This window comes from Mesorhizobium sp. WSM2561, from assembly GCF_000513915.1.
Taxonomy (GTDB): domain Bacteria; phylum Pseudomonadota; class Alphaproteobacteria; order Rhizobiales; family Rhizobiaceae; genus Mesorhizobium; species Mesorhizobium muleiense.
This window is the reverse complement of record NZ_AZUX01000052.1, coordinates 1-13,703: the sequence shown is the minus strand read 5'-3', so window position 1 is coordinate 13,703 and position 13,703 is coordinate 1. Positions and strand designations below refer to the sequence as shown.

Sequence of the window (13,703 nt, the reverse complement as noted above, 5' to 3'; positions counted from 1 at the left end):
GGGGCTTTCGAGCAAGCGGAACAGCAGCTAATCGCGCAAAGCGCGCGGCTCTCGATTCCGGAAATCGATGCTCTCGCCGACGGGTTTGCACATGGCACCATCCAGCTGAACGACCTCCTGCATGGGCTGCTGAAATAATGGGACAGGCCAAACAAAAGAAGAGCCGCTACCAGCAACTGCTGGAGGACAACCCGCTGTGCTGCCTTTGTGGAGGCGTGACCAAGCCGTCCACGGTCGATCACATCCCGCCTCAGGCGTGCTTCCCGCGTGGGTTCTTCCCGGAGGGTTTTGAGTTCCCCGCGTGTGAGGCCTGCAACGGCTCGACCAAGACGGAGGACCAGATATTCGGCTACTACATGCAGATGGGAAACCCCGACCTGTTCACCAAAGACTTGTGGTCGATGTGGCGGCTGCAGGATGGCATCAAGAACAACTATCCGGCCGCGCTCCTGAACACCAAGCTCAGCAATCAGGCAAAGGCGGCGGCACTTGCTGAGATGGGGATTCATGTGCCAGCGGACGCCGATTTGTCGAACATGCCGTTGGCTGGTGTGCCTGCAGAGTTCCCTGCGGCGGCCACGAGGATCGGGCGGAAGATGGCGTGTTCGATCTACTACAAGGAAACAGGCGGCAAGTTCCTTACGAAGAAGCACTACATCTGGACCGCAACGGTTCACAGCAGCCATCCGCGCGCGTCGCAGCTAACCGACTACGTGAATAGGATGTTGCCTGAAAAAGAGGTTGGCGGCCGGGGCAACATCAAGGATTACGGCAGGCGGTTCGGTTACCGTTACGGGTACAAGGAGAAGGAGGACTTCATGATCTCCACCTCGCAGTTTGGAGTCGGGTTCATCACGATCTGTACCAGTGGCATCCTTGATAAGGGCAAAGAGCGGATACCACCCGAGGAGCTTCAGACCATTTTCCCGACGCCCAAAGAGCGGGCAGCTGTCGCTGATGCAAAGGAAGCGGAGAAGCCAGCAGCTGCCCCAAAGGCTTGATTGAGCCTAGTCCTCTACGCTGACGCTCACTTTGCCCGGTCCGTCCTCGATATGTCGGCGTATGACCTGCCCGATGTCCGACCTGCCCTGCATCTCAAATGACAACGCGAGCTGTGGCAACTGGTAAGCGTTGCCGTTATCTTTCATGAACTGCACGAAAGCTCGACCAGGTTTTCAATTTGGTCGAACGAGCTGCCAGACGGGGCGTGCGCAATCACTCTTCTGGTGAAGTCTTCGATTTGGACCTGTGAAACGGCAGCAGTTAGCCGCCGCACCGTCTCCGGGCCGGTAAGCAACTGTTCTTGGCATCCGCCTCATAGCTGAAATCGAATTCGATACCGTTCTTGATAGCCGTGTCGGCGAGACGGAGGCCTGCCTTCGCAACCTTCGACATATGCGGCAGCTCAATCAGCGGACTTTGAGGCACCGCATGCGTGCCTTTGAAGAATCCCTTCAGTCCTGATGGCGATCCGGAGGTCCGGAGATGGCGCAGTGCCCGTTCCGGCGGCCAGCTCAAACGGCAAGATCTGACCCTAAGCGGCCTCTTGTTCTTCGATAGGTGAGTGGCAGCTTTGCGCCCAATGTCGGCCATTCAGAACAGTTTCGCGATATCCCAGAAGCTGCCATTCGGCCTAAGCCGACTTTTTGAGATGAAGAGGGTAGTGAACGTAGACCTGCTCCCGTTGGCCCTGAGCTAAGACCGCCTTAGCCGATACGCTGCGGTTTCCCGATCGGAACGCTATTCTGGATCTCTCCGTCTTTGCGACAGAACGCGCTAGTTAGGCACTCGGCGAAGGTCGATCCCTACGATCTTATTCGGTGAATGCTACGGGCACTGCGCGTCCATCAGGTTCAAGCGGTCGAAGAAGACGCGGTTGCGACGCTTGGCATCGGCAAGAAGCCGGCCGTAGTCGATGACCTCGAAATAGATCCCGAAGGTGCGGTGATATCCGTAATAGGAGCGCTGATCCGGCGTCGGCATCGCGTCCGACATCTTCAACTCGGCGTGCATGCTCGGCGTGATGTCGCAGACGACGTAGGCGAAAGCGGGGATTCTGTCCCCCGCAACCGCCAACGGCCGGCCGTTGTCATCCCTGAACTGGCCACCACGAATGAGCTGTATCTGTTCGAACACTTGTCTGAGCGGATTGTCGTCGCCGTTGTAGTCGTCCCGCTGCGGCCGTTTGAACTCGATGACGGTGATGCTATTGAGAGGCATCCCGTCGTCGGGCTTTTCGGAGAACGCAATCTTCCGGTCAAAGATGAAAAGATCCGGCCGCTTCCGTGATTCCGAGTTGAAATCGGTGTGGGAGTTTAGAGGCCGGTCAGAAGCGATGAACGAATGGAAGTTGAGGCGTTCGTCGATGATCCAAAGATTCTGTTGCGAATAGAGGATGTCTTGGTCCGTTGCCCTCATCGGGAACAGGATATTGTGGACTGCCTCTTCGAGTGGATACTTGCCCGTCCGCTTGTCGTTGGAGAGTGCCTTCTCCAGCAGCTCGATGATGATCTTGCGGTGGGATACGTACTGGGCGAGAGCCGAGATGCCGAGTTCGTTAGAACGCTCCATAAATTCTGATAGGCGCTGACGGTACCCTTCGTAGTCCTCCTGCCTGGCTGCCTCGGTCAGTATGCGCGAACCTTCTTTTTTGAGGCTGACCTCGCGTTGATGTAGTTCCCGGTGGAGCGCCAATTCCATGTCCATCTTGGAGGCGTTCGGGGAGATTGAGCCTATGAACTGATCGAGGTAGCGAAGGAGGGGCTTGTACTGGGGAGCTTCCGTCCGGACGTAAACCAGGACCCGCTTCGCTTTCGCGGCGTTAAGGCCGTCGATCAGCTCGGCAAGATCCCGTTGCACGAACGCGAGGCATTCCGTCCTGATGTCCGAACGTCGCAGGTCTTCTACTGGAAGCAGATCGCCTTGTCCGTCCTCCAGTTCCTCGCGTATGTCGAAGTCGGTTCGGAAATTGTTCACTCTGTCGTTGAGGTACTCCCCTTGGACCACCGCGAGATAGACGAAACTGTTTCCCTTCTCGTCCTGTAGCCGCCCGATGAAGTTAGGGATGAATTGGTCGAGCCGTTCGGTGATCACCGCGCGGGAGTTCGCTGCGTAGATGAGGCGATGTTTCGATGCGCGAGGCGAGTGCAGGCGAAACCCGTCGATGCGGAAACTCCGTCCTGCTATCTCGAATATCTCGCTGTGCCCGCCGCGCTGGAAATTCTCATCGAATACCTTGTTGAGGGACAGCTTAATGCCGCCGTCAATAATCTCGACTTCGGGGCATCCCGACTGCATCAGGACGAGGATGAAATGCTCGGCCAGTCGCTGAGCCAGTATCTCGATGTCGACCGGGCATTCTTCGCGATAGGGCGAAAGGAAGCCACCGAGTCTGACCGTGGTGCCTGATGCACCGCTATCGATCTGCGCCGCACTGGCCGCGTCGGGGTCGTAGTCGAATCCGAACTCGAAATCTCGCAGCCAGTGACTTGGCTCGTCGTCGCCGTCCTGGGCTTGGAAAGTCGTCCTGACGTGAACCGTCTCGAAGGCCTTGAGCCACATGAACCGGCCGAGGCCCTTCCCGCCTCGTTCGTACTTATGTTCGGAATAAGCAGTGTTGAAGGAGTCGAAGTTTTCGTCGGTGAAGCCGATACCGGTATCGCGGATCTCGAATCCGACGATAGGGGCGTTGTCCTCGCCAATCAGATCTGCGTCGCGTTCCACGACGATCGTGACACGATGCCGCCTGCGGGATTTTGTATCCTGAATTGCTTGAAACGAGTTCATCACCGCCTCGAACAGCGGAAGTAGCGCCTTCCATCTCGGAAGCTGTGTCTGCCGGATTTGCCCCCTGAGGTTGGTTCGAAGCATTCCCGGCTGCAGGGCGATGTTTTGGTTCATTGGTCCGGTCTATTTTCAGCTTGATCCGCTAGTTCTCTGCCTCCTGCTCGGAAGGCGCAACCCAATGGTATCATCACCGCGAATCGGTTCCAGTTAGGAAGACGCTGTGTTTGCACCGAATATCGCTGCCGTACGAGCCGTGAGAAGAACTGAGGCTGATACGGATTTCAATCCTGTGAAGGTCTGCTAGCACACGAGAGTCACCAGTCTGGTCCGCGCACCTTTTGCAGGCAAAGCTTGCCGTACCCAGCAACGCGCTCTCGAGTTGGCCGTTCAGAAGCGCTGCGCCTACTAAAAAACTCGTCCGCTGATCGGGCAGGGGTAGTCGCATGCGACGCGCCTGCCGTTGCATAACCTTCAGGTATGTCTCTACGCCATGGAAGCCTGGTGCAGGCGCACCTTGTGCTTCTCCCATCGCCTGCAGAACTCGATTGTCCTCTCCACAATCTCGCTGTCCGGATTGATGATGAAGAACGTGCGGCAGCTATATGCAGTTGCCCGAACCGCTAGCGCGGGCATACCAAGCTGACGTAGCCAGTGGTCGACCTCGGCATCGTGGCCGCCCTTAAATCTACTGTTGTGGTGGTAGATTACTGCGCATCGACCCTTGCTCAGAGCAAGAGCCTCAGCCATAGGCATCTGCTTTCCAAATCCTACGGTTCGTCTCCGCCATTCTTCGTCATCGACTAACCCGTTGTCAGGATCGGCAAAAACGAGCTCACACCCTGATAAGCGCGAGCACGCCTTTTTGAACCAAGTATCGCGCGCTGCCGACCTACTTGAGGCGCGCAAGCCAACGGGCAAAACGTCCGCGACAAAGAGCCCGCTACCGTCAAACGCACGACGCAGAGCTTCGATACCCCGATTGCTTCCGCGAACGAGCGCGCTCAACAGATCAAAGACCTCCGCATCGAGGTCCCGCCAGACGGAAGGGTCATGCAAGTACTTAGTGTGGCGACCGTCACCGTTATGAGCCTCGTCCGGGTACAGATACCATAAGACGCCTGTGACTCGGCCAACGGAAAGGGCCCTGAGAAGAGACAGCTTTACATAGTCCCCAACGTCGCCTGCATATCTATTTTGCATCGACGACAGAAACCAGACTCGAGAACACTCTAAGGGCTCCTTGATGCCTGCAGTGCACCCAATTGAACTTCGAGTGCATCTATTCTTTTCCTAATTCTTTCTATCTCGACCATTTGACTTTCGTCGGCTCTTGAGGCAATAAGATCATAAGCTGACTGTGTAAATGTCCGATTTGAATAAATCTCAGTCAGCATTATGACCATGAAGCTGACAAAGAGCGCTAGACCGCTTAGATATCCGACGCGCTGTACTTGTCGGGCCACATTAACTGCCTCTTTGGACCGCCTGTCGACATCAACGAACAGAGGTCTGATAGAACTTCTTACAGGAATCTCGCGCTTTAGATGCTCGTTGTAGGACGCTTTGCGAAGCCAGTTCCGACCATCAGAAATCTTTTTGTAATCGGGGTAATTTCCGTATGGTTCTTTGCGGTCTTGATCGTATGTTGTCCTGGTGAACTCAAGCCAAATGAATCCATCTGTCTTATGTATATAGTAGTCTTCTGAAGTAAGATTGTGGAGTGGGATCAAAAGCTTTCCTCGGAAGCCCGGGTCAACCAGCGGCCCAGTCCCCAATAGAAGACCTCGATGAACGTGCTTGATTTGTAAGTTAAATCTTGCGGCAATATATCTGGGAAGTCTAAATGTTATATCGCTTTCCACAAATGTTATTTCGTTGGCGGGAACTCTGAGATAACCATCCGAGGTTAAGGTTATTTTCTCGAAACCTGAGCGTCCATAGATATAGGAGTTCCCGCCAATGCACGCCTCGTAAGAGGCGTGTTTCAGTTTTTCATTACTGATCGTAAAAGGCGATATCATCGCCGTCTTCTTCACATATTCTACTATATCAGTAGCAGAAAGAAGTGAGGGTGGAATCTTTCGATCTGAATTATGGAAGGGGTCCTTTTCAAAAGTGGACTTGGAAAGCTCGTCAGCCTCTTCGTCGCTCCACCCCAATATCTCTATTTCAGGCAAGTCGCTCATGAGTGAACGGTGCTCCTCTCAACCACCCCTAGAGGATCGAATCCAAGCCAATGAACGGGTGTATTTAGCGATTTTTCAACACCATCTACAAAAGCTGATACTGGGCTATTTGGCTCAGAGATGGATTCCACTGGGCCAATATAATCAAGATGATTGATAACAATTGTATCAGGCCGATTGGCCGCTATCGCTCTGCTTACTTGGCGAGCGTCGAACTGCCCAACCCGCCGCTCCTTGCGGGTCACGGTTGTGAACTCTCTAATATCTTTAGAGATTCCTCCGTCGCGAGCAATGTTTTCCCAAGTTGTTTCCCCGACCAACTTTCCAGAATTTCCGGCGACGCGGATTGGAAAGCTCCGGAGAACAAGTGTAACGTTATCAACATCTCGTGGGCTTAGCCCTGCTTCCGCTAGCGCAGCTGCAGCGGTCGTCGATCGCGCGGTAGCTTTCGGCCAGTAGCCACCGTCAAGCAACGAGAGGCCAAAGCCTTGAGACCCCTCGATCACGATTCGGCGTTCATCCGATAATTGTTCCCTCATCAAGAGGGTTGTGTCGCAGATGAATGGATGAAGTGTTGTAGTATCGCTTGCGTGAATCGCAGTTAGGGGGAAGTTTGTTGCATCGCGGGCAGCTGCCGCCATTACTGCAGCTCCGACTCCCGAACCTGTTGAGCCAATTGCATGAGCTAAAGTTGAATCAACCTCCCACATTTTGTGTTGTTCCGTGACAACGTTAGCATGTTCACTGATATGGATTCGATGTCGGGGGAAGTTAAGTGCTTCCATCTCGTCCAGCAAAAGGTTTACATCGATGTAGGACCCGGCCGGGAACACGACATCGACATTTAAGTCAACGCATGCGGCAGGCATCTGCCTTAAGGCCCACTTTCTTCCATTCTTATCAAAGGCTGTGTGACCAGAATTGGGTCCGCCCACACGAACCGCGGTGACCGGCTCCCGAGTTCGCCGGACGATCTCAAGCGCGACCTTTCCTTTGCCTTCAGATCCGAACTGGCCACCAACTACGATGGAGATTGGCATGTGTTTGGTCTCACTTCCATGATGAGGTTCATCGCGAACGAGCTTATGTCGTCCTTCCGCCCCACGTTTGGAAATACAAGATCGGCCAAAGAACGCATGGAATCAATCTGGCTCTCCACGGCAGATGCCGCTACCGCGTCGAAATCGCCGTCTGCGGCTCTCATTGCATACCTGTTCCGACGGATGCTCTCGTCAGCGTCAACGAACACATGGACGTAGCTGCCGCCTGCCTGTTCGGCGAGATAGGCATGATCCTCAGGAAAACGTAGCCCATCCACTACGATCGCCGGCGCAGCGCCGACTCGTGACAGGGTGCGCTCAGCAAGCCATCGCTGCCTTCCAGCACTATTTATCTCGTCGCCCAAAGCCTGGCGATGATGCCGATCAAGCGGCTGTCCGCGGTTCTCAAGTTCCTGATCGATTACGAGACTGAAGCGGGTATAGGCGAACCCCATCTCCTCGAGAGCCCGGGCCAAAGTTGTCTTGCCAGCCGCGATGGGACCGCTGATTCCGATGATGATGGGGTGTGCATTGCCGTCCAGCTTGGGAATAATCAGTGGCGGCTCTTCAGATGTTCCCATCGCTTCAGTAAGCCCTGACCAGTGAAAAGACCCCACCAAGGCGGAGGTAATTGCATCAAGTTCATCGTGTGACGCCGCAGTCAGATCCCCAACCACCCCAAAATCGGCAAGGCCAAGACGGAGCCATTCGACGCCAGCGCCTTTCCTGGGGATGCGCATAATATCCTGTGCGGCACCAGGATAGCTCTCGATTACCGGGACTCCAAGACGTCTGAGTGACGTAGCCAGGCGGATGCCACGTGCGGTCAGCTTCTGCATGCTGGGCAGCAAGCATGGATAGACGTTGACTCCGCGCCTCTTCAGTTCGCGCTCACACTCGCGCATTATGCCAAAGCGCGTTCTGCCCGGATCGGAATCTTCGACCGACACCCGGCCTGACGGAAGGCAGAGGGGGGAGTCAATCGAAACCAGATCGGGCTTGCCGCTCAGCGTCAGCTCAAGCAGATCTGCGTCCGTAAAAACAGTCTCGAACGATGCCTTCTCGCCATCAAGAAGGCACCAGCCGGATCCGCGGGCCTCAGAGCCCGTCAGATCGATTCCAACAATACGGGCGTTTTCTGCAGGAGTGCCTCCCAGCAACTGGTCGAACGTGGGCGCAGACGACAACTCGGCGCGAGCGCTTTGGAAAGGAGGGATATCCATCCACCCGGAAGGCGCTGCCCAGTCCCTGAAGGCTGCACGCTGCAGAAACAGGTCAGGGTCGATCTGAAACCGATCTATGACGTGATCAAAAATCGCGCCCATAGCAGCGATGTCGGCTCTGTTGTACCGGACTAGCGTTTCCAACGCGGCGACATCACCACGGAGATACCGATGCCACAGCAAGACGGCTGCGAACCCGTCCACGTCCGCGATCTCGCCCCGTAAATCGAGCCCGAGAACGCGTTCGATGGCCTTCTGACCGCCGGTGAGACCCACGCGGCGGCAAAGATACATGAGATCAATGTGGTGAACAGGAAACGCTACGTCAGGGAATTCCTGTCGGATGAATCGCTGGTCAAACCTGATGCCGTTGAAGGTTACAAGGGCAATCGCGTGCCTAGCATCCTCGCGCAAGCGGTCATGACTGTCCCCCTTAACCATCGTGGAAGCCCTGCCGCCAATCGACCAACCGATGACGGTGATCTCGTCGTAGTGGTGGCTGAGACCAGTGGTTTCGATATCGAGAAACAGTACGCGCTCAGGGTACTGGCTGCAGAGGTTCAGTTGCTCCTTCAGGCGGAGGGGGAGGTTGGGCCGGCGTTCCCCCGGAGGCGTCCGGGCGAGCATCACATCGCGGCTCCGGCCACGCCGTGCAGTTCGGGCGTGCGAAAAGCCACCGACGATGAGTTCCGGCTTGCGCGATAGGCCATCGCGGTCTTGAAGACGACGCTCTTTGGCCCGACTGCCAGCACTCTCGAAGCTCCGATTGTTTCCCCGCGCTAGGCTACCTGTTTCAGGTCCTTTTGGCGATTATGATGATTCGTTATACAAGGATATTCCATGTGTTTGAGACATGCACGGTGATCGTTTGAAGCGCAAGAAAACTGAGTATGTGGTCGGAAGGTACGACGTCACGATCGAGTCGATTGTCGACGATTCTTCACGTCTTCACGACTATGGGTTCAGCCGCGCAACGTGGCACCGCGGCGCGCGCTTGCTGCAGCGTTTGGGATCGGACCAGGCACTGGAACTCATGGATACCAGGGCTGATCGAGCGCTCGCCCGGGGCGATCTCAAGATGTGCCATAAATGGCGCGATCTAATGGGCGTTATCCACGCGATTGAGTCAGAGGAACCTCAACCGACAGACAGAATTCATTAGGCTGCCTGAGCATCAGGTATGGCCTTTACGGACCATGAGGCAAACTTCCCGCCGATCAACACAACGAGTTCGGCGCATAGCCTTTGCAGCCTCTGCTCCAGCATCCATGGTGGGTTGCAGACCGCCATGCCGCTGCCCGCCAGTGTGACACCGTCGCGACGGATCGGGCAGAACTCAGCCCGAATTGCATTCTTGAACCCTGCATCCCGGATCGCAGTGGAAACGCGATCGCCCAATGTGGTGTCTTTGATCGGATACCAAACTGCGTAGATTCCTGTGGCCCACTTCCGGTATCCGGATCGAAGCGCCTGGGCTATGCGGTCTGACTCGTCCTTACCTTCGAAGGGGGGATCGATGAACACCAACCCCCTGCGTTCTGGGGGCGGTAGCATCGCTCCAATCGCCTCGTAGCCGTCCCGTAGATGGACATACACCCGACGGTCTTTGCGGTAGCGCTCCCTCAGTGCGCCTCCATCTTCGGGATGCAGCTCACAGACAATGAGACGATCGTTTTCCCGCAGCACTCGCCGGACAAGCTCCGGAGAGCCAGGATAAAACCTTAGGCCCTGCTCGTTCAGCGATTCGAGCACGTTCTGGTATATGGGCGCTGTCGAAATGGGGCGGCCGAACACCTTATTCACCCCGGCGTCCCGCTCGTTGGTCCGCATCGCTTCATCGGAGAGAAGGTCATAAACGCCTATGCCTCCATGCGTATCCAACACCGCAAACGGCTTTGGCTTCTGGAGCAGGTGTTCGAGAATCAGGGTCAACGCCGCGTGCTTGAACACCTCGGTGTGGTTGCCTGCATGGAAAGCGTGTCGATAGTTCATTCTATATCGATTTCATCACAATCTGACGGGGAGCCGCCATATAACTCAGGCCACCCGAAAAAGAATACCGAAGCAAGGGCTGTCTTGCGTGAGCAGCAAGCCAGCCTCTTTCCACTCTGCAATCATTGATCCTTGTCCGACAATCGGTAGCGTAAATAACAGATCTCAGTGGGATCAACTGCGGTCGGGGCGAGTCCCGCCCGGGCGGGCTAGTCGGAGCGACGGCTGCCTCCGATGGCAAGGGTCCCAAAGGGCGACAGAAAGCTCCGTCGCAGTACCCGGCGCTTAACGGCAGCTATCTGGTGCAGACAAATGAAACCTGACAGTCCGGTATCGGCCCCCTTCCGGTCATTCACAAGCCGGCGATAGCCGAAGTGAGTCAGTGCTGTTGACGTCGAGAACACATAGGCCGCCACTACATGTTCGCCTTTTGTGCTCAAAAAGTCGCATAAATGGCAGACTGGAATTCAAACATTCCGGCTCATTGTTTTCGCGGGTTCCGCTCGTGGAAAAGTTGGGTGGCGCAGAACCGTAGGCCTTCCATGAATGCGGATTTCCGCATCGCCTACCCATCGTCGATGCGGAACCTTATCAAACCCGAGAGCATATTCGCGTACACGATTTCGAGTAACGCGGCGATCTTTTGATCCGCAACCTTGCACTTGACGGATGCAGTGGTGCTACGCTTGCGGAGCCCCGGTGTCTCCACACGGCAATCCATCCTCGTGAGCCGATGCTATCGTGAAATCGCAGCACTCCGAGTGGCTAGATCGCCTAAGACAGCATGAAGAAGCGTTCCAACTTCTTGTTCGGCGAGCCCGGGTGCAATTCCTGATTCGGACAGTTGAACGAGAATTGCCTTGGCGGTGCTGCGCCAGAAGGCATTCGCGTCCTCCCCGTGCTTGGATTCCAAGACCCGGGCGATACCTTCGACCAATTTCCGCCGCCGATGCAGCGGAAACGCGCTTATGTTCAAATCACACATCAATCACCTCACGCCTTCAGTCTCGCGAATGAGCATTGGCGGGTTAGAATTGGTTAACAGCGCTTTTTGACATTCGCCAGGCTCGATGGACGGTGCCGCATACAGCCACTGGTCGCGGCGCATGGTCGAGTTCGAGTTCCTGTTCAAGAAGTCATTGGCGATGATGAGCCGCGAGGGATTGCGCAGGGAGTGATTTGGGCAGGCAGGCTCTTGGTCTTGGTCTAGGGCGTGTTCGCCGCCTCCGTCCGCAGCCACGCTGCGTCGCGACGGACTTACTTTCGGCGCCACCGCGGGATTGAGATCGGCTTCCACGGAGTTGCCAACGAGCGGACTGATGGATAAAGGCCGGTGCAAACAAGAAGCGCGGGCACGCTTTATTCTGACCGGGCCGTGACCTCTTCAGCAAACAACTTTCTCTCAAGGAAGAAACCATGAGGCGCCAGACGCGACCATTTATCGTTGAAATCAAACAGAAGCGTGGGCGTCAAAGACGGGTCGGGCCCATTTGGGGTGATTTCGATTTCTCAGCGGCGATCGCCGAGACGACAAGTGAGCTTGAAGAGACAGAGCTGCCAAATTGTCAGATTATTGACTCCAATGTGATATCCGCCGATCGTGAACATGTGTTCAAACTGCACGCGGAGCCTTTTATGCCAGATGTCAAAGACGCTAAACCTATAGAAGCCACCTCTGAGCCGGCTGTCAAAGCGGGGTCGCCAAAGAGGAGAGCCCCGCAATCGCGGAAGACGAAGGCGCAGCCAATGTCATCTGCGCGCACCACTGGAGCCACGCCGGCATCCTCAGCGGCTGAATCATCGGCAGCTGTTCGGAGCGGCCGGAAAATCTACTCCGAAGAGGAGCGGGCCCAGAAGCTCTCTGAGGTCGAAAAGTCGATGAACGGTGGCGCTACTTTGAAGATGGCGGTAAGCCAAGCCGGCATAGCGGAGCAGACCTACTATCACTGGAGGAAGGCCGCGACACCTGTATCGGGCAGCGATGATCTGAAGGACCTTGTCGCGCTCGAGGACGAAAACAAGCGACTGAAGAGCCTGCTCGCCGAACGCCTTCGCAAGGAGAATGCGGAACTGAAGAAGAAGCTTGGATTGGCGTAGCAGGCCGGTGTCGACCGCGCGCCCGGGCTAGAAATGGCTGTGTCAGAAGGGCGTCACGACACGAAAGTGGTGAATCTGTCCGACTTTCTAGAACATACGGTGATCACGCTGCGAGAGTGGATGTTTCTCGCCGCCTTGGCCTGAGGTCGGCGGTCCGTCGGAGTCCAGATGTAATCGCCAGTGAGACTGATAGGCTGGACACCCGAGCGGGGTGATCGGTTTGATCACATCGGGCGGCGTGGCGATGCCTTCCCGGTTGAGCTCGGCGAAGGCCGGCTCGAGATAGAGAGTGTTCCAGTAGGCGATGGCATTGATCAGTAGCTTCAGCCCGGACGGCCGATAGGACGGACTCTCGAAGGTCCTGTCCCGCAATTCTCCGAGACGGTTGAAGAACAATGCGCGGACCAAGGCGTTCTGGGATTCGCTCTTGTTAAGGCCCCCAGTTGCGTTCCTGCGCATTTCGGGTTGAGGCAGGAAGGTGTGGACCGATTGATGGCCGAGATCGCGTATCGCCAGGCCAGTCCGTTCTGACGCGGGAATGCGGAAAGCTTCGCCAGCAGGGGTCGGGGCTGCAATAACGCTCCAGAAGTCCGCCGAACCCCAGATCGGAGCGGCGGCACATCCTCTTCCGATGCGCACCCCACAAGAGGTTCACATGACGAAGCTTCTCGACAATCACGCCGGAATCGTCCAGCCCCGAAGAAGCCGCTCACTGATGTCGGGGCAGCCTGACGCGCATCTTCTTTTCCCTGGCGTTTTCTTGCATCCCTTAGCCAGGCGGCATCCCTCACTTTGCTCCCTCACGCAATAATATTCTCCCGTGCGGCGACTTTCCGAATTGGCTTGACTTCCAAATCTGTAGCTTCGGCCGCATTGCAGACCGCGGAAGTTCCGACCACTCGCTCCAGGGCTTGCCATGGCCTTTCGCCTCTTTGTTCCGATCCTTGCCGGTGCGACGCTACGAGAGCGGCTACTTGCCTGCATCGGCGCCATGATCGGCATCGCATTGACCGGCGCGATCAGTGCGCTGGCGATCGGGCCCGGCGCGCATGTCGCACTGCTGGTGGCGCCTATGGGAGCATCGGCCGTGCTGCTTTTTGCGGTGCCTTCAAGCCCGCTGGCGCAACCTTGGTCGATTATCGGCGGCAATACTATTTCGGCGCTGGTCGGCGTCACTNTTGCGCAGTTCGTGCATGATCAAGTGATCGCATCGGGCCTNGCGGTGGCACTGGCGATCGCGGCCATGTCATTCACGCGTTGCCTGCATCCGCCGGGCGGCGCGGCGGCGCTGACGGCCGTGCTCGGGGGACCGGCCGTGATCGGCGCCGGCTTCCTTTTCCCCTTCGTGCCGGTGGCGCTGAATTCGGCAGTACTGGTGG

At 56.4% G+C, this 13,703-nt stretch carries 10 protein-coding genes; 3 read left to right on the top strand and 7 right to left on the bottom strand.

The window, feature by feature from the left end:
• Positions 1 to 137: 137 nt before the first annotated feature.
• Positions 138 to 1,001, top strand: coding sequence for an HNH endonuclease (locus M727_RS0128970; protein WP_027155540.1), 864 nt, complete (start codon positions 138 to 140; stop codon positions 999 to 1,001).
• Positions 1,002 to 1,827: 826 nt separating this feature from the next.
• Here M727_RS0128970 and M727_RS0128950 read toward each other — a convergent pair.
• From M727_RS0128950 to M727_RS43330, 6 genes are all read right to left on the bottom strand, one after another.
• Positions 1,828 to 3,900 (bottom strand): ATP-binding protein, encoded by a 2,073-nt coding sequence (locus M727_RS0128950; protein WP_027155538.1) that lies wholly within the window; start codon positions 3,898 to 3,900, stop codon positions 1,828 to 1,830.
• Between the two features lie 1,115 nt (positions 3,901 to 5,015).
• Positions 5,016 to 5,972 carry a hypothetical protein gene (locus tag M727_RS0128940; protein WP_027155537.1) on the bottom strand — a complete coding sequence of 319 codons (957 nt, stop codon included), beginning with the start codon at positions 5,970 to 5,972 and terminating at the stop codon, positions 5,016 to 5,018.
• Positions 5,969 to 7,012 carry an adenylosuccinate synthetase gene (locus M727_RS40720; protein WP_084646944.1) on the bottom strand — a complete coding sequence of 348 codons (1,044 nt, stop codon included), beginning with the start codon at positions 7,010 to 7,012 and terminating at the stop codon, positions 5,969 to 5,971. Before M727_RS40720 ends, M727_RS0128940 begins: the two co-directional genes overlap by 4 nt.
• Positions 6,994 to 8,862 carry a ribonuclease H-like domain-containing protein gene (locus tag M727_RS39345; protein ID WP_051505785.1) on the bottom strand — a complete coding sequence of 623 codons (1,869 nt, stop codon included), beginning with the start codon at positions 8,860 to 8,862 and terminating at the stop codon, positions 6,994 to 6,996. Before M727_RS39345 ends, M727_RS40720 begins: the two co-directional genes overlap by 19 nt.
• Before the next feature lie 531 nt (positions 8,863 to 9,393).
• Complete coding sequence (gene rlmJ, locus M727_RS0128910; protein ID WP_027155535.1) at positions 9,394 to 10,227, bottom strand: 23S rRNA (adenine(2030)-N(6))-methyltransferase RlmJ; 834 nt, start codon at positions 10,225 to 10,227, stop codon at positions 9,394 to 9,396.
• Between the two features lie 736 nt (positions 10,228 to 10,963).
• Positions 10,964 to 11,212: a DUF6074 family protein gene (locus M727_RS43330; protein ID WP_084646943.1), complete on the bottom strand. Its 249-nt coding sequence runs from the start codon at positions 11,210 to 11,212 to the stop codon at positions 10,964 to 10,966.
• A 431-nt stretch (positions 11,213 to 11,643) separates the two neighbouring features.
• Between M727_RS43330 and M727_RS41885 the strand changes: the two genes are divergently transcribed.
• The gene (locus tag M727_RS41885) at positions 11,644 to 12,324 is read left to right on the top strand and encodes a transposase (RefSeq protein WP_245269036.1); all 681 of its coding nucleotides are present in this window, start codon (positions 11,644 to 11,646) and stop codon (positions 12,322 to 12,324) included.
• A gap of 87 nt (positions 12,325 to 12,411) precedes the next feature.
• On the opposite strand, the gene M727_RS0128890 is transcribed toward M727_RS41885, so the two are convergent.
• Positions 12,412 to 12,783: a Tn3 family transposase gene (locus M727_RS0128890; RefSeq protein WP_036263821.1), complete on the bottom strand. Its 372-nt coding sequence runs from the start codon at positions 12,781 to 12,783 to the stop codon at positions 12,412 to 12,414.
• Positions 12,784 to 13,240: 457 nt separating this feature from the next.
• Between M727_RS0128890 and M727_RS37870 the strand changes: the two genes are divergently transcribed.
• Positions 13,241 to 13,703, top strand: a 463-nt coding sequence (locus tag M727_RS37870) for an HPP family protein (RefSeq protein ID WP_036263818.1), incomplete at its 3' end; no start/stop codon positions are given.

Excerpts from the sequence above, each read along its gene's own strand:
- M727_RS0128970 (WP_027155540.1), top strand. The coding sequence starts at position 138 with ATGGGACAGGCCAAACAAAAGAAGAGCCGCTACCAGCAACTGCTGGAG.
- M727_RS0128950 (WP_027155538.1), bottom strand. The coding sequence starts at position 3,900 with ATGAACCAAAACATCGCCCTGCAGCCGGGAATGCTTCGAACCAACCTC.
- M727_RS0128940 (WP_027155537.1), bottom strand. The coding sequence starts at position 5,972 with ATGAGCGACTTGCCTGAAATAGAGATATTGGGGTGGAGCGACGAAGAG.
- M727_RS40720 (WP_084646944.1), bottom strand. The coding sequence starts at position 7,012 with ATGCCAATCTCCATCGTAGTTGGTGGCCAGTTCGGATCTGAAGGCAAA.
- M727_RS39345 (WP_051505785.1), bottom strand. The coding sequence starts at position 8,862 with ATGCTCGCCCGGACGCCTCCGGGGGAACGCCGGCCCAACCTCCCCCTC.
- rlmJ (WP_027155535.1), bottom strand. The coding sequence starts at position 10,227 with ATGAACTATCGACACGCTTTCCATGCAGGCAACCACACCGAGGTGTTC.
- M727_RS43330 (WP_084646943.1), bottom strand. The coding sequence starts at position 11,212 with ATGTGTGATTTGAACATAAGCGCGTTTCCGCTGCATCGGCGGCGGAAA.
- M727_RS41885 (WP_245269036.1), top strand. The coding sequence starts at position 11,644 with ATGAGGCGCCAGACGCGACCATTTATCGTTGAAATCAAACAGAAGCGT.
- M727_RS0128890 (WP_036263821.1), bottom strand. The coding sequence starts at position 12,783 with ATGCGCAGGAACGCAACTGGGGGCCTTAACAAGAGCGAATCCCAGAAC.